This is a genomic window from Paenibacillus sp. NPDC056933, assembly GCF_042674385.1.
GTDB lineage: Bacteria > Bacillota > Bacilli > Paenibacillales > Paenibacillaceae > Paenibacillus.
The window spans coordinates 774,858-792,746 of sequence record NZ_JBHUQN010000003.1; the positions used below are offsets into that span (position 1 = coordinate 774,858).

General features: G+C 47.2%; 10 protein-coding genes. All 10 read left to right on the forward strand.

Annotated features, from left to right (window positions below; genetic code table 11):
* Positions 1-125 precede the first annotated feature (125 nt).
* Positions 126-3,854, forward strand: a complete 3,729-nt coding sequence (locus ACFTRD_RS23585) for a SwmB domain-containing protein (RefSeq protein WP_379384266.1) — start codon at positions 126-128, stop codon at positions 3,852-3,854.
* Between the two features lie 211 nt (positions 3,855-4,065).
* Positions 4,066-5,100: a hypothetical protein gene (locus ACFTRD_RS23590; protein WP_379384268.1), complete on the forward strand. Its 1,035-nt coding sequence runs from the start codon at positions 4,066-4,068 to the stop codon at positions 5,098-5,100.
* 219 nt (positions 5,101-5,319) lie between these two features.
* Positions 5,320-8,043, forward strand: coding sequence for a stalk domain-containing protein (locus ACFTRD_RS23595; protein WP_379384270.1), 2,724 nt, complete (start codon positions 5,320-5,322; stop codon positions 8,041-8,043).
* Between the two features lie 47 nt (positions 8,044-8,090).
* Positions 8,091-9,251: a sensor histidine kinase gene (locus tag ACFTRD_RS23600; RefSeq protein ID WP_024631628.1), complete on the forward strand. Its 1,161-nt coding sequence runs from the start codon at positions 8,091-8,093 to the stop codon at positions 9,249-9,251.
* A 4-nt stretch (positions 9,252-9,255) separates the two neighbouring features.
* The gene (locus ACFTRD_RS23605; protein ID WP_062321765.1) at positions 9,256-9,978 is read left to right on the forward strand and encodes a response regulator transcription factor; all 723 of its coding nucleotides are present in this window, start codon (positions 9,256-9,258) and stop codon (positions 9,976-9,978) included.
* Between the two features lie 326 nt (positions 9,979-10,304).
* On the forward strand, positions 10,305-10,685 hold the full coding sequence (locus ACFTRD_RS23610; RefSeq protein ID WP_379384273.1) for a hypothetical protein: 381 nt from the start codon (positions 10,305-10,307) through the stop codon (positions 10,683-10,685).
* Between the two features lie 558 nt (positions 10,686-11,243).
* Entirely contained in the window at positions 11,244-11,519 is a 276-nt protein-coding gene (locus ACFTRD_RS23615; protein WP_379384275.1) for a hypothetical protein, read from the forward strand.
* Between the two features lie 171 nt (positions 11,520-11,690).
* The gene (locus ACFTRD_RS23620; protein WP_379384277.1) at positions 11,691-13,586 is read left to right on the forward strand and encodes a helicase-related protein; all 1,896 of its coding nucleotides are present in this window, start codon (positions 11,691-11,693) and stop codon (positions 13,584-13,586) included.
* Positions 13,587-13,915: 329 nt separating this feature from the next.
* Entirely contained in the window at positions 13,916-14,833 is a 918-nt protein-coding gene (locus ACFTRD_RS23625) for a ComF family protein (RefSeq protein WP_379384279.1), read from the forward strand.
* 336 nt (positions 14,834-15,169) lie between these two features.
* The coding region (locus ACFTRD_RS23630; RefSeq protein WP_379384281.1) for a fibronectin type III domain-containing protein at positions 15,170-17,889 on the forward strand (2,720 nt) is incomplete at its 3' end.

The window sequence follows — 17,889 nt, forward strand, 5'->3', positions numbered from 1 at the left end:
TACCGAACTAATTAATATTCCTTTTAATCCCTTTTGACTAAATAAAATGTCTGTTATAACCGACATACATAATGAGGTCTGTACATTAGACAGGAGAAGAAATATAAGTTGAGGGGGACGAATTGGTGAGTTTGAAACGAATGGCCAAGAAGAGTACAATTGGGCTTTTAATCGTAATATTTACCGCCCAAAGTTGGCTGACGGGCCTGCTTGGAGTGGAAAACACTGTTTATGCGGCAGATGACTTAACTACGCTGGGAGTCACGGCAACGTTACCTGTAGCAGGAGAGAAAAATGTGAATGGAAGCACCCCATTGGAGATCGAATTTGGCCAACCTGTTCGAAAAGCAGCGGGGACTACCAGTGGATACATATCAATAAAACGTGTGTCAGATGATACGGAGGTTATTCCACCTATCTTAGTGGACCCAACGGAATCAAGTAATATTAGCATTACACCAGATGACGCCAGTGTTCCGGATGTAGGGAGAAAAGTGACGATTAATCATGCACCTCTGCCAGGAGGGACATATTATGTTCAAATCGATAAAAATTCATTTGTATACGCGGATGAGAATAATACAGCTTTCAATGGACTGAGCAAAGAATGGACGTTCCATACACAAGGTGTAGGCACAGCATCATTGGTAGAGAAGGTTCCCGCGAATGCAGCGATGCAGGTATCACCTTCATCTAACATAACAATGACATTTAGTAAAAAGGTTTTTGCAGGTGCTGGGAAACTGCAGATTTTTCAAGGGACTACACTATATGAGGAAATACCTGTGAATGCAGGTTCTCCACGTGTTAATGGTCTGGGGACGAATTCCATTGTGATTGATCCAGAGAAAAACTGGAATAGTAGCAGCACATATTATGTTGTTATGCCAGAAGGTCTTTTAAGGGATGAACTTGGGAACGACACCAGTGGAATTGCAGGAACCGAGTGGGGGTTTGGCGTCATTTCGGATCCTACTGCCCTCACCGTATCATCTGTTTCCCCAACGAACGGTACGACGAATGCACCTTTGACGGGAGAACTAACGGTTACATTTAACAAAGAGCTTGATACCAATTATCCAGGCAATGCGACGTTGAGAAAGGCCAATGGTGGAACCGTAGCCGTAACAACAACCATTAGCAGTTCTAACAACAGACAGCTGCGGATTATTCCGCAGAGCACACTGGAAAGCAATACGAATTATTACGTGGATATCCCCGCAAATGTGTTTAGGGACAAGGCGGGTAACCTGTTCACCGGATTGACAGGTACCAGTACATGGGGCTTTAAGACGCTTAGCAGAGATACTACGGCCCCGGTACTTAAAACAGTCAAGATGTACAGTAACAATACGATTCGTCTTACCTACGATGAAAGTTTGTTCAGCGCGAATCCAGCTTATAGCAGCTTCGCGGTAACAGTAAATGGGGAAGCGCGTAATGTCAGCACTGCATATGTATCAGGAGATAGCGTATATGTCGTACTCGATACAGGTGTAGCTGTAGGGCAGGTTGTCCGGATCGGGTATACGCCTGGATTGCGTCCAATACAGGATAATTCGCTGAACCCGGCAGCTTCGTTTGCAGCACGAGATGTGGAAAATACACTGGACTCGGTCATGTCCAAACCACGGGAAGGTACTGTATATTACAGTACAATTAATCTCTACTACCCGGAGACAGTATATATCAATTCCAGTGATGCGGTGTCACAATTCAGTGTGACTGCAAACCAGTCTTCGGTAGGAATCAACAGTATATCCTTAACTAATAGTTCAATGGTAACATTGAATCTGAGCCGTTCCATTACCGATGGGGAAGTGGTTCGTGTCTCGTATGCACCAGGCTCTTCTCCTGTAAAAGACAGTCGGGGACAAGCTCTTGCGGGATTCAGCGGCTTCTATGTTCGGAATAGCATCGATACCAAGGCGCCTGAATTTCAGAGTGCTGAAATAAGTGGCTCCAAGCTATGGATCCGTTATAACGAGCCACTTAGAACAACCAACAAACCGTTAAAAAGCCAGTATTCTGTCCTTGTAGATGGTAAACCTTTATTTGTAAACGACACGGATATTGAAGATGAAACAGTCACGCTGACTTTGGCTTCAGCCGTAGGCACGAACCAGAATGTAACACTTTCTTATGTCCCTGGAGCATTGCGTCTGACGGACCTAAACGGTAATCCTGCTGGTTATATCAACTTAACCCCTGTAAGCTACACAGCGGGTAATGGTATGGTGAAATCAGCTACATTGCAAGGGGATACAGTGACTATTACCTTTAGAGAATCTCTGCAGTCACAGACTCTGCTTACCCCATCTCAATTTAGTGTACAGTTGGGAGGCTCACAGGTAAGTGTGGTTTCTGCTACAGCGTCTGGAACGACGGTAACTCTGAAGTTAGCCAGTTCAGCAACAAGTGGATCAACGGGAACCGTAAGTTATTCACCAGGAGTGATCCCGCTACGTACGCTTCAGAACGTAATTGTTGAGGCTTTTGGACCGCTATCGTTAAGCCAAACTCAAAGTACGGGTTCTACTACTAACACTGGCAGTTTGAGTGGCAACTTGCCATCCTGGCTAACCGTATCGGACACATCGGCTTTTAACCAGTCCATGTATGTCATGAGCACGGATGCAGCGGCAACAACTTCCGCCCAGTCGCGCAATAGTCGCTCTACCCGTCAGTTTAATGTGGATGCTAGCAAGTTAAATCAGGCATTTCAATATGCAAACTTAAGCAATAATTCAAGTCGCATGGTGGTATTTGAAGTTCCTTCAACAGAAGCATCAGCTTACGTTGGATTCCCTATAGACACGCTGACGGAGATAGCGTCACGTGAGCGCTTTTCATTTATTGGGGTGAAATATGGTGAGCGCCTGTGGTCAGTGCCTTTGTCAGATTTGAATCCTTCCAGTATTGCGCAAAGCGTGAATGCAGGTTCGGGTTCTTCATACTTTTATATTCAACTTGAATCAATTCCTGTAACTGTCTCTGGTACGATGGACGGTATGCTTGCATCCGCCGGAGCACAGAGAGTATCCGAGATTACGGATGTTTATCTATCCGCCTATAATGGCTACAGTGGCCAACGTGCAGAACAACTGGTGAAGAGTTCAATTGCACTCAGATTGCCTTCAACGACAACAGGACCGGCTACAGGTCTGGTCTACATTGATCAAGGTACTTCAGCTCTCGCTAATATTCCTCATCATTTCTCCAATGCAACTGGAGCAGTTATTATAACAGGACAGCTGAAAGGCAATCAGGCTATTGTGGCTGCGTCCCATCCCGTTTCATATCGGGATACTGCTTCACACTGGGCTAAGGACGTCATTGGTGAGTTGTCTGCAAAATGGATTATCAATGGACAAAATGGAACCTTGTATGTTCCTGATCAGCAGATATCACGAGCAGAATTCGCTACTTTAGTGGCAAAAGGGTTGGGATTGCCAGGCGACTATGCTAGTGCACAACAATTTAAAGATGTTCGGTATGGTGATATATCAGGTGCATATATTGGTGCAGCCGCTAAAGCGGGTATTGTCACTGGTAATACGGATGGTACTTTTAAACCGGATAGCCTCGTTACTCGTGAGCAGATGGCCATCATGATGGTTCGGGCTTTGGATTATGCCGGTCAGCCAACTGTTCTTAATACTTCGGCAGCGTCAATGTTATCGAAGTTTAAGGACAGCAACAAAATTCAATCCAAGGATTCTGTTGCTAAAGCGGTTCAGGGAGGCATTATCCAAGGAATGACATCGACGACTTTTGTGCCACAAGGTAATGCAACACGTGCACAAGCAGCGGTAATGTTGAAGCGTGTATTGAATAAATTGGGTTATCTGTAGTTCTAATCAGGAAAAAATCGATTTATCTAATTGAAGCGGAAAGCGATCAGAATAATAAGTCCATCTGATTGTTTTCCGCTTTTTGCTATGTGAGTTAATAGGCAAAATCTATTGATAGAAGATGTTTTTATGATCAGAAAGTTGCTATGTATATTCTTGATTTTGGGACTCTGAGTTTATCCAAGTCATGGGGCATCAGGTGAATTATTCAGTGGAGGATCGAGAGATTACAGCCACTATTGGAGCGTCGACATTCACTTTCCTACCGAATGACGGCTACATTAGTGGATCAGGAGATTATTACGAATTACAAAAACCAGGCATTCAAATCAATGGTAAATTCTATTTACCTATCCGCTATGCCGCCTGGTTAACTAAGCACTCGGTTAATTATGATAAAAAGTCGAATACGGCGTGGATGCTGCAGTATGGGTATGGTCAAGAGAAAGAGATACTTGATTTGATAACAACGTATGATAGAGCTTTTACTGTAAAACTACTTGCTTCAGATCATATACAGAGATCCTATTTGACGGACAGTAAGATTACACTCCCAGAGAGTGAAATTCCGGATCGAATCTATAATGTTGATATAACAAGCATTACATACGAATCTGCGAACCAGGCATTATTGTACGTTACTTATATTCATAATAATCAGGTAATAAATGACCAACATGAGGTCGTGTTTCGAATTATAAAGGAGAACAATCAGTGGAAAATACTTCAGGATCGATATCTTTCCCGTAATACTACGCTTCCAGAAGATATCGATAAATCTGTAAGTATAATAAAAGAGAATTTTAATGATGAGCAACAAAGTGTCCTATCTGACTTAAAGACATATTATAGAGCATATAATCAGGAAGATTTTGATTTAACGTATAAGTATACTTCGCCATTTGATATTGAACGAATGAACGCAGATACTGTTGATGAATGGAGAACCTGGGAGCACATTACAAGAGCTTCTTTTGAGTATGGAGACACTACGTATCGTATATCCAATGAACGAGTTGTGTTTCTAGGGGAGAAGCAAGCTGTTGTTCATGCCACCTTGGAATGGAGCTACTTTTCAGAGAAGATAGAGCAGAACCGTTCTATATATGAGGCGCTGATCTACCTCGATTACGCCAATGGGCACTGGAATTATAGTTATGATAATGACATTAGTGCGAACGATGAGGATACCAATCGAACGTTAACCGAGATTCATTTCCCAGAGTTAGATTTAGAATCTGATTAATACGAATATACCGGTATATTCCCATGTACGGATAGTTAACTCCATATGTGGGTTCTTTTTTTGCCAAGAATACCCTCAAAGTTAGCTATTGGCGTAACTTTTTCCACAAAAAGCAGTCTATTAATAGAAGAGTATACTAGAGATCTCGCTATCTGCTGCCACGTGGCAGAGATCGTGATCTCTAAGATTGATATACAAGATGGGAGAGACGTTTCAAACATGTTGGGGAAACAAGGGAAACGGCTGAATGACGTTAAGGGTAATCAGGCAAAGAAATGGGCGATGGTAACACTGGCAGGTGTCATCTGGATTGCTCCGGTTCTGGGAGCGGGACAGCAGGTGTGGTCAGGCACTTCTTGGCAATCGGTAGCTGCTGCGGCATCTACAACGACAAGCAAACTGAGTGAAGAAATTCTGACTTCGGGTGCGAAGTTGATGAAATATAACTATACAACAACACGTTCTGGCGCGAAGGTAAACGTACTGGCAGACGTCATTCAAGTGGATTTGCAAAATCCATATGTGAAGCTGGACGTCATGACAGGCAAGGGTGGCAATCTGAACAGTAAACAAAGCACGGGTAGCATGGCCAAAGAAAACGGTGCAGTAGCTGCCGTGAACGGCGATTATTTCAATGTATCTGGTGAGCTCGCTCCAATTGGTGGACAGGTCTCGGACGGGGTCCTCGTATCCACTCCATCGGAACTGTCGGGCATGTATGCCCTCACTGTAACCAAGGATGGCAAACCGATGATTGATGAGTATTCATTCGATGGCACCGTGAGAGCAGACGATGGTTCAACCTTCCCTTTGCGTGGGATAAATAAAGAGGATTACACGGTCGAATCGAGTTCGGTCAAATACAGTCATGCCAATTCAATGTATATTTATACACCGGCGTGGACATCCACGAAACGGCCGAATGATCCCTCCACAACACCAACCGAGGTACTTGTGCAGAACGGCGTGATTACCCAGATTTCTGATAAAAAGGCGTTGGACATGACGGTGCCAAAGGATGGGTATATTTTGCGCGCGCATGGAACGGCAGCGACCTGGATTATGACCCATCTCACAGTGGGGCAGACGCTGAATGCGGATTACAAACTGAAAGCCAAAACAAGTGGGGAAACCGTTGATCCAAGCAACCTGGAGATGATGATCGGTGGTCACACTATTCTGGTGAATGGCGGCAAGGCGGCTACATTTTCCCGCGATATTGCTGCTTCCGGTATTGGTGGCATTCGTGCGAGAACAGCAGTCGGTTACTCTCAGGATGGTCGGTATGTCTACATCGTTGCAGCGGAGAAAAACAGTAACAGCAGCGGTATGTCGCTGACTGAACTGCAATCCTTCATGACTAGCATTGGTGTATGGAAGGGCATGAACCTGGACGGAGGCGGCTCCACAACGATGGTAACTCGTCCACTCGGCGAGGAGACAGCAGGGCTTACGTTCAACACGGAGTACGGTACAGAGCAGCGTCAGGTCGTAAACACGCTGGGGGTGTTCTCTACGGCACCGGAAGGCAAGCTGAAGGGCTTTGCCGTGAGTGGCAGCCAAACGTTGCTGGTAGGGCAAGAGGGCAAGTACACAGCCAAAGGATATGACACGTACTACAACCCGATTGCGACAGGCGATATCAAGATGACGTGGAAATCCAGCAACAACGGTATCGTGAGTGTAAGCAACGGAACGATCAAAGCCGTGAAGCCAGGCACAGCAACACTGACGGCAACGAGTAACGGCGCTTCATCCTCCATTAAAGTTACCGTACTGGGCGGCAGTGAACTGGCTTCGCTGACAGCAGGATCTGGATTGGGATCGCTCCAGGCGGGCACAACAATTTCAATTCCGGTAACGGCGAAGACGAAAAATGGGCAAAGTGTGACGGTTCCGGCTGACTCGCTGACATGGGAGTTTATCGGTTTCAAGGGTAAAGTAGTTGCTGACCAATTAACCGTATCTTCTGTGGACTCTGGCGCTGAAGTAGGTTATGCAATTGGTCGTTATGACGGATATAGCACGGTAGTTGTTCTCTCCGCTGCAGGAAGTGAAACGATATGGGAGAACTTCGAAAATGTGAGCTATCCGATCAACTTCACGACCAACGCACCAGGTGTAACCGGATCGGCTTCCGTAACAGCAGGAACAGGTGAAAAAGCGGGCTCTAAGGTGTTGCAGCTAAGCTATGACATGACCGCAGGAACAGGTAAAATGTATGCTTATGCCCAATTGAACGGTTCCACCGGCAAAGAGGTATCTGCAACAGCGACATCCATGTCAATTGATGTGATGGGAGATAAGAGCCTGAACTGGCTGCGTGCCGAATTTACCGATGCCAATGGCAAAACTGTATATGCTGATCTCGCCAAGGCCATTGATTGGGATGGTTGGAAAAAGCTCACTGTGGACCTAAATGGGTTGAATATGGCCTATCCGGCGAAGCTGAAACGGGTCTATGTGGTGAACGTGGAAGAAGGCCAGGATGAGCGTGCGATGACAGGAACGGTTGCTTTTGACAACATTGCTTTCACCATGCCATCGAAGTCCAGTGAAGTGGGATTGCCTACAGGAACAGCTTCGCTGGTGCTTGGACAGAAATCCATGACCGTTAATGGAACGAAAAAGGCAATTGATGCGGCACCGGTATTGAAAAATGGAACAACGTATGTGCCCATCAAGCATGTGCTGGACGCTTTTGGAGGGCAGGCGAGCTGGGATAGCAAAAATCAACGGATTACTGTTGTACGTGGCGGCAAGCTGATTGACCTGGTTGTTGGCCAGAAAGAATTCATCATTAATGGCAAAAGACAAAGCGCTACAGTAGCACCATACGTATCTGGTGGTAGGACTTTAGTCCCTCTCAGACTCGTTTCGGAGCAGCTTGGACTGACTGTAAAATGGGAACAGAACACGAAGACCGTTACCATCTCATCGTGATATGGTATGATATATACCGGAAACGATAGAAATGGAGTCGAACAAACGTGGATTTACAAGCCGATGCCATAGACCGCGTCATAAAAAACGCCATACAAGTCATGGAAAACAGTAAATATCAAATGTTTGAGATTATGGACTCGACTCGGAATGAGCTGAAAACGCTGAACGAGGAGTTGAAGTCGGTTCTGAAGGAGACGGCGGAAACGATCGAGAAAGTAGATCAATTGGAGCTCAACTACCGCCGCTCCCGGATTCGGCTGACCGAGGTTAGCCGTGACTTTGTCCGTTATTCCGAGCATGATATCAAACAGGCGTATGAGAAAGCGACGCAGTTACAGCTGGATCTGATGATTTATCGTGAGAAGGAAATGTATCTGAAGGCCCGTCGGGATGATCTGCAGAAGCGTGCCAAAAATGTGGAAGCTTCGGTAGAGCGCGCCGAGACGATCGGCTCCCAGATGGGGGTTGTGCTGGAGTATCTGTCGGGTGAGCTGGGTCAAGTGACCCGCATCATTGAATCCGCCAAAAATCGACAAATGATAGGTTTGAAAATAATTTTGGCCCAGGAAGAAGAGCGGAAGCGTATTGCTCGTGAGATCCATGACGGTCCTGCGCAGATGCTCGCAAATCTAGTACTTAGGACGGAAATTGTAGAAAGAATGCTCATAAAGCAGGATTTTAAGATGGTCCAGGCCGAAATAGTAGATTTGAAAGGCCAGGTTCGTTCGAGTCTTGGAGAAATGAGAAAAGTTATTTTCAATTTGCGTCCTATGGCACTGGATGACCTGGGATTGATTCCAACGCTTCGGAAGTACGTGCAGGATTTTGAAGAAAAAACAAAAATCCGCTCGCTTTTTGAAACGAGAGGCAAGGAACACCGGTTGTCTTCCGCGATGGAGGCTGCGATCTACCGCCTCGTGCAGGAAGGTCTGTCCAATGCTGCAAAGCATGCTTATCCCACTTATGTTGTGGTGGAAATTACATACCAGGCTCAGCTCGTCAAAATTGTCGTGCAGGACAATGGGCTTGGGTTCAAACCGGAGCTTCTTGCGAAGAAGAGCAAGGATCATACCCACTTCGGTCTGATTGGGATGAGAGAGCGGGTTGAACTGCTAGAAGGAAGAATAGAGATCGAATCCGCGGAAAATCAAGGAACCAAAATAGTGATTCATATCCCGACAAACGTGGATAAGGGAAAGGAGTAGCAGGATGGAAAACCGTGATACTGGCAAGACATCGATTAAAGTTCTTTTGGCTGATGATCATCAGCTGTTCCGTGAAGGTCTGAAGCGCATTTTAAATATGGAGGACGACATTGAGGTCATCGGCGAATGTGGCGATGGGATTCAGGTGCTCGAATTCTGTAACCAGGAGAAACCGGATATTGTATTGATGGATATCAACATGCCTGTTGAAAATGGGGTTGAAGCGACGGAGAAATTGCGTGAGCTGTTCCCGGATGTCAAAGTCATTATCCTGTCTATTCATGATGATGAGAGTTATGTGTTCGAGACGCTGCGTAAAGGCGCTAATGGATACCTGCTGAAAGATATGGAGGCCGAGTCCCTGATTAATGCGATTCGTTCCGTTCATGAAGGGCATGCATTCATCCACCCTAAAGTAACTGGCAAACTGATCATGCAGTTGCGTCGGATGACGTACCTTAACGAAACAGGGGCAATGAGCGAAGGAGCTTCAAAAGAAGCAGGCGTCAAATTTGTCGCTGGCGACAATAATCCGCTGACTCGTCGTGAAGCTGAAGTTCTGCGTCTGATGGCAGAAGGCAAGAGCAATAAAATGATTGGTGAGTTCCTCTTTATCAGTGAGAAAACAGTAAAAAACCATGTCAGCAGTATTCTGCAGAAAATGGAAGTGGACGACCGTACCCAAGCCGTTATCAATTCAATTAAATATGGTTGGGTAACGCTCTAATATCATTGTAGTACTACACAGTATAACCTTACGAGATCATAGGATATTCTGTTTACTCGCGCCCGTTCCAGAATGCTGGACTGGTTAGCGGGTTAATGGACTTTACTACTGCAAATGAGCAAAGCGTGAAGTTATGCGAAACTTAGGTTCAAGTTTCGGCATGAATGAGTGAACGACCTGGCCTGTCTTCTTCGTCCGGTGTCGATCAGAATGAATATGAGCATTTGGAATTGCAAGTGTAACCCTTCGGAAAGAGCGGCATATACTGCTGTATACAGGGATGTTCGCCATGGGTGAGCATGACCTTCCGAGGAGGTGCAGTTGCCATGGTTGCTCATCTGACTATGATTCTGCTCATATACTTCCTGGCGGCAATGGGCGTTCATGCCATGCACCAGCGCTATCTTTCCCATCCGGATCCCGAAGGATACGAGCAGATTATGCTCATTCCTTCCAATCAGGAGCAACGGATTGAAGGCATTGTAAGAGCGCTTTGCCGGGAATTATTTTACCGTGGAAAGAGCTTCACATTGACAGTTGTCGCTGATCGTACGGAAGCGGAAACGGTTCGTATTATTGAAAAGCTTATGCATAGGCAAGGGATGGAGCTATCCTACCTGTCTGCTGTCCCTTCCGATATGGAACAGGTAACTCAGACCGGGAACCGTGCGATTCGTCTTATCGATTTGCGTGATCCAAAGCAGTAGATGTTTTTTTGCACCAGTTGGACTCATTAAACGTGGATGCTGCTGAGACAGACTGGCTAAAGCGAGTCATCAGTCAGAATGCACTTTCAATGAAGTCATGCCAGCTTGCCAAAATAAGCTTGGAGTTCATAATGTTCGAGGTTAAAGATTACAGCGTATGCTGTAGTCTTTTTTTGTCATTGTAGCCAAGCTTGCTGTTAAATTAAATATGGGTTTTTATGCAATCTATGGTTATTGAGCCTTTGGAGGCTTGTTGAGGTGAAGAATGAACCTTTTCGAATTCAGAACTCTTAAGTTAAAAGTATAGACTGCGCGGATTGGAAAAAGTTTCGCATGATAAAGAAAGAATATCGTTATTAGTAGAATTGGTAAAATGGGTTTATGCGTTTATGCGTTTATGCGTACATTGACCAATGGTATAGTAAACCATATAATTATTTGAAATAGACAGAGAATCATATTTTATAAGGAACGGGCATTGCAGAACAAAGTAAAGAAGTTAATTAGGGAGAAATAATGGAGCAAATACGCATCAAATAATGGATGTTTTTGATATTATTGATCTTTGTAGCAGGTCTATACTCAAGTACAATCGTAGCCAAAGGAAATATGGACAACGTAAGTGAGCTAACAAGTTCGGAGGATCTTGATCTTATCATCAATAGAGATGCACTGAATGAGTATAACGAAGATGACGAAGTCCCTGATATATATGGCACTTCACCCGAGACGACGTTTACTTTTGAAGTGAATGGACAGGTTCTGCAGCCAGGTGAATCGATCTATATTGAGACAGCCCCTGGTCAACAACCCATCATAAGAGTAGGGAAATAGCCATTTTTTATTTGGAATTGCAACGTTTGTAATGCAGCAATTCAATAGATATACTAAAAGAAAATGGATCACAGAATGGAATAAGGACATGAAGCACATGCTCCGACGAATAGTCGGTTGGCGTGTGCTTTTTTTGCGTTTGGAAACAGGGGAGAAGAGGGAGGAGAGCAGATGAAGGTTGGATTATATGTGTGCCGGGTGAGAGAAGAATGGAAGATGATGCTGTCCCTGAATATCCGGGTGGATGTGGCGTGGTGGCTTGAGGGTGTGAGCGGACAGCAGGTGTTGCGTTGGTTGATACTAGGAAGAGAGCTGCCTTTAAGTAAGGCGTCATGGTTGGTAGAGAATTTTGAGATGGAGCGAGGGATGGATCAGTGGGGAGGGAAGCACTGGCAGGCATATATGCAGCGGAAAATGGATGAGTATGAGCGAGTTTCTGGGGAATATGAGGATAGGATAGGGATTGGGCACAATGCAGGGAGTGCTGCTGGCAGGGGGCTTGAGGTGGGCGGGATGCCAGAACCGTATCCCGCTGGGGAGTGGGCTCAGCTGGAGCGGGGCGCAGCCCTGCTGGCTGAGCGGCTTCGCGGCCGCCAATTGCTGGCGGCCGAGGCAGAGGCGCTGCTGGCGGACACGGTGCCGCAGCTTGCCTCGGTTTGGCGCGCGGCTGCGCAGCTCGCGCACCTGAGCGGGCGGCTGAGCATCACAGCCGCCCTGGAAGGGCCTGCCACGCGGCGGCAACGCCTCGCGTGGCTTGGCCGCGCGCAGAGCGCGCCCCGCTGCCGCCGATGCGGCAGCTTTGCCGGGCAGCGCGTGCCCTGCGCTGCCTGCGGCCTAGCGGCGTGCGCCTACTGCGAGGCTTGCCTCGCGTTGGGGCGCAGCCGTACCTGTGCGCTGCTGCTGCGCAGCGCAGCGCCATGGGCCGTGCCACGACGCAGCAAAGCATCGCGTGGCACGGCCGTTGTCCCCACCGAGGGCGGACTTGCCCGGTGGGGGTTGAGCCCGGCGCAGAGCGCGGCAGCTGCCGCGGCGCTGGCGTTTTTGGCCCGGCCATCCGGAGGAGATGGGCCGGGGCGGTTTTTGCTGTGGGCCGTGACCGGGGCCGGCAAAACAGAAATGATTTTCCCACTGCTCCAAAACATATTGGAGCGGGGTGGACGTGCGCTTGTTGCTACGCCGCGCCGGGACGTCGTGCTGGAGCTGGCTCCTCGTCTGGCGAAAGCATTCCCCGACATCTCGCTCGCTACGCTATATGGAGGCAGCACCGAGCGCTGGAAAGACGCGCAGCTCACACTCGCGACTACGCACCAGTTAATGCGTTTTTATCAGGCGTTTGATCTGGTCATCATCGATGAGCTCGACGCATTTCCCTACCATAATGATCCTATGCTGGCTCATGCGGCGGCGTCCTCGTGCAAGCCTGATGGCCATTTTATGTACTTGTCTGCTACGCCACCAGCCCGGCTACAGCGGGAAGCGGCGCAAGGGAAACTCGATCACGCCAGAGTTCCGGTGCGCTTCCACCGCTATCCTTTACCCGTGCCACGTTTATTGAAGATGCCTACAGTCGCCGAATGTATTCGGAAGCGCGAACTACCTGCTACTCTTAAAAAGAGTATTCAGACTTCCTTGCAACGAGAAGCTCAGGTATTTGTATTTGTGACACGGATCGCTCAGATTGAGGCGTTTGTAACGCTCATGCGTCACATATTTCCTCAAATCCATATCGAAGGAACATCATCCCAAGATCCGGATCGTGCGAGCAAAGTTATTGCTTTTCGTGAACGGTCGATCCGTCTGCTCGTGACCACCACTATCTTGGAGCGGGGCGTCACCATTCCGCGCAGCGATGTATTTATTTTGGATGCGGATAACGGGCTCTTCGACGAAGCTTCTCTGGTACAGATGGCGGGCAGAGCAGGTCGATCTATGGATGATCCAGCAGGAAGGGTCGTCTTTGCCTCCTCCCGTCGTACACGTTCTCAGGTAAAAGCGGTGGCACAGATCCAAAAAATGAACACGATCGCAAGGCGCAAAGGCTACCTCCATCCCCCATCACACCAATAAATACGAAAGGAGGCTAATATTCGATGCCCAACTGGTTAACTAATATAACCGACCATCTGCAACATCTCACCCATCGCCTGCATGGCTTGTTCGCCCCACCGGGAGCGACTTGTCTAACCTGTGGTACTCGAGCGTTACTATCTCCAGTCTATCCAGGCATATGTCAGCGTTGTGTGCAACAAATTCCATGGATTCGTTCCATTCGCTGTCTGCGTTGTGGTCGGGGGATCGGCTGCCCGGACTGCGTCCGCACACACATGCAAAACCGTTCTTTTATATGCAACCGCAGCGCCGTCCAGTATAACGCTCTTATGAAAGAGTGGATTGGGATGTACAAATTCAGAGGGCATGAGCGCTATGCGCCGCTATTAACTGCGCTTATTATTCAAGCATTCCAAGCAATGAGTGAAGAACTCAACCCTGTTTTGGGAAAAGAAACCCTGGCCCCCGTGGCTCATCCCGCCACACCTGCTCATTACCAGGTGGATGCCAGCTTGCATCCACCTGACTCGAGCGCGTCAACCAACGCACTCGTTCACCGACCTGGCGGGCGCGGAACAACACACGCGCCCGTTCAACGACTTGGCTCGCGTCAATCAATCAGCGAGCCTGTTCACTCACATGCCGTGTTTGCGCCCGCACATACACGCTCGCAACACCACAGCTCATACGCGTGCTACACACACGCTCATCCCGGAACAGCGACGCGAAACCGCCAGTCGCTGCTCCAAAACAACAAGCCGCGATGGCGGCCAGACGCGGTGACCTATGTGCCCGTCAGCAACGAACGCCTTGCCGAGCGCGGCTTCAACCAGGCCGAGCGGCTCGCAGCAGGACTTGCCGGAGCCGTCCGCCTGCCTGTAGTTGATCTGCTGCAGCGTCGGATCAACACCACCAAACAAAGCTTCAAAACACGCGGCGAGCGCATTCAGACCATGCAGGATGCGTTTGCAATGCAGCCAGGTGGAATGGAGCTGATGTTTGACCTCTATAAAGCAACCTCTTTTCTCAAGCCAAAGGACATGCAATCACAGCAAACAATTTCATACGCTAGTGGGGAGGAAATATCTTTGCATAGCAGATCAAGGGCACAAAGAGGGCCATTAACCCCCTTACGCTTGCTAATGATCGATGATATTTACACAACGGGCAGTACGTTGGATGCTTGTGGACAGGTAATCCTGAACACTGGATCTTCCATGAACCTTCCAATTGAAATTTACACGCTGACGTTGGCCAGATCCTGACTAGGACAGATAGCTTGAGCAGATAGGTAGTTACTTAATAATAATAGTCTGATTTTGAGAAGCGAGTTACATGATGACAATAATTAGTAGCTTTTTTATAAACGGGAATATATATTCCTATATTTATAGCGTTATCATTTTTTTGGATTTTCATATGCATGTTTATGATTTGTATTTTAGTTGTTTAACGAAATTGCTAACAGATATTAAATAAGAATATTTTTACATGTAAAAAAGAGGAATTTGTTCTACCGTGTAGAATAGATAATTCTGCCGTTCACCATAGGTGACAGCAAAGGGAGTGGCACAACATATCTTTTGAAGGGGAGAACAACGGTGGTTGCAGGAAAAAGAAAAAATGGGCTTTACTTATGGACCGTCCGTTTACTAGTGCTAATGCTGGTATTCGGACAGTTTGGCGTGTACGGGGGAAATCGGGCACATGCCGCAACGAGTAACGGAATTGTCTCATCGAGTAATGACTATCAATATGTAATGACGAATAACAACGGTAAATTACAGGTGAACCAGAAGGATGTCAATCTTAGTTGGGTTAGATCCTACAACATTTCAACGACAGGTTACTCTTTTACAAGAAGGCAGTCCATCTTGGGATTCACCAGTGATATTACGAATATAAGCTTTGGATCGTATACATCCAAGTATAGTGGACAGATCGACAATGCATTTCTTATTGATTTAAGTAAAGTTCGTGAGAACTTCACTGAGATGACGTACAGACAATCCGGCATGGAAGTAGGGCAGTGGACTATCTCCAACTATAATGTTTTGGATCAGCTTACACCGGTTGATGTATACAATTATGATGTTAGGCAGTTAAGTTTGGTTGTTAATGCGGATACGGGGGAGGTCGTGGACTTCTATTCTGAACTGAACCCATATTATACACGTAAAGCGGAACCGGCCTCTTTTACCAAACAGTTGGTGGACCCGGTGACGATTGACAACATGCCAGCTATTCCAGCTGGGATCACAGGAAAACAAAGTGAAAGTGCAGTTAACTTGAAATGGCAGCATGTGCAGCAGGCTGTGCAATATGAAGTTGAGGAGAATGGAATCATTAAGGGGCCTTTCTATGGAGCAACTTTTGGCAGCAATGCATTATTGCCTGATACGTTGTATTCCTACAGAGTGCGTGCTCTAAATTCAATAGGTACTAGTGATTGGAGTCCTATGTATGAGATCAAAACCTTACTCCAACAACCGGTGATTTCGGCAAGCTCCCAGGAAGGTGGAAATATTATCCAATGGAATGCGGTTGATCAGGCTGATCATTACCAATTAAAGATTGATGATGAAGCGCCTATTGAGCTTGGCAATGTGACCTCTTATGAGCATGAGGGTCTCGCGGCAAATTCAAGTCATACGTATACGCTAAAAGCTCTGTCTTCCAACAATGAGAGCGATTGGAGTAAAACAGTAACGCAACTGGTCGTTCCAGACTCCGTCAGTAGTTTGAAAGTAACAGAAGCAACATTTAATAAAGTTGCTCTATCCTGGACCGCTGTAAAAGGTGCGACAGGTTACGATTTGGAGATTGACGGTAACATCGTCGCTGTGACGGGTACCACATATAGCAAAACAGGACTCATTCCTAATACAGAGCATACTTTCCGGTTAAGACCTAAAAATACAGGCGGGGCAGGCAGTTGGTCTGATCTGTTAACCGTGTCTACTCAATTGAGTACGCCCGTACTGAAATCAAGCCCTTCGCAGCAAGAAATTATTCTTGTCTGGCCTTCCATTGATGGTGCTACCTCATATGAAGTGGAAGCTGATGGAGTAATTGCTGGTGTTGTTACAGATCCGACATTTACGCATACCGGACTCACGCCAGCTACAGCACATAAATACCGTGTGCGTGCTTTGACAGATACCAATACAAGTGCGTGGACAGCCGTACTGACTCAAAATACGTTACCAGGTGCTGTTACAGGATTAACAGTGAACTCTGTAACCAATACGGCTATTGCTTTAAAATGGACAGCTGTATCCGGAGCTACCGGATATGACCTGGAGATCGATGGTACAGTCGTCGCTGTTACCGGTGTTGCCTACACGAAGAGTGGTCTGGCAGCAAACACAGAGCACACTTTCCGCATTCGTTCCAAGAATGCCGCAGGAGTAGGGACATGGAGTGATTTGATTAGCAGAACCACGCAATTGAACACGCCTGTATTGAAAGCTACATCGGAAGAGACGGCTATTAATCTGACATGGGCAGAAATCGCCGACGCTACAAAATATGAAGTAGAAGCCGATGGTGTGGTAGTAGCGGCAGTGAACGATCCTTCATACACGCACAGCAGCTTGCTTGCAGGAACAGCACATAAATATCGCGTACGTGCGTTGACCGACACCAACACGAGTGCATGGGCAGCCATTCTGACACAAAGCACACTGCCTGCTTCGGTTAGCGGACTGACTGTAAACTCCGTGACGAATGTGGCGATAGCACTAAAATGGAACGCAGTAACTGGGGCCACCGGATACGATCTGGAGATTGATGGCGCCGTAGTGTCCACTACTGCCACTGCCTATACGAAGAGTGGTCTTGTAGGAAACACAGATCATACCTTCCGCGTCCGCTCCAAGAATGCCGCAGGAGTAGGGGCGTGGAGTGATTTGATCAGCGGAACCACGCAATTGAACACCCCAGTGTTGAAAGCCACATCGGAAGAAACGGCTATTAACCTGACATGGGCAGAAATCGCCGACGCTACCAAATATGAAGTGGAAGCCGATGGCGTGGTCGTAGCGACAGTGAATGAACCTTCGTACACACATAGCAGCTTGCTCGCAGGAACATCACATAAATATCGCGTACGTGCGCTGACTGACACTAATACAAGTGCATGGACAGCTATTTTGACACAAAGCACACTGCCTGCTTCGGTTAGCGGACTGACTATTAACTCCGTAACGAGTGTAGCGATAGCTCTGAAATGGAACGCAGTAACCGGAGCTACCGGATATGACCTGGAGATAGATGGCGCTGTAGTGTCCACTACTGCCACTGCCTACACGAAGAGTGG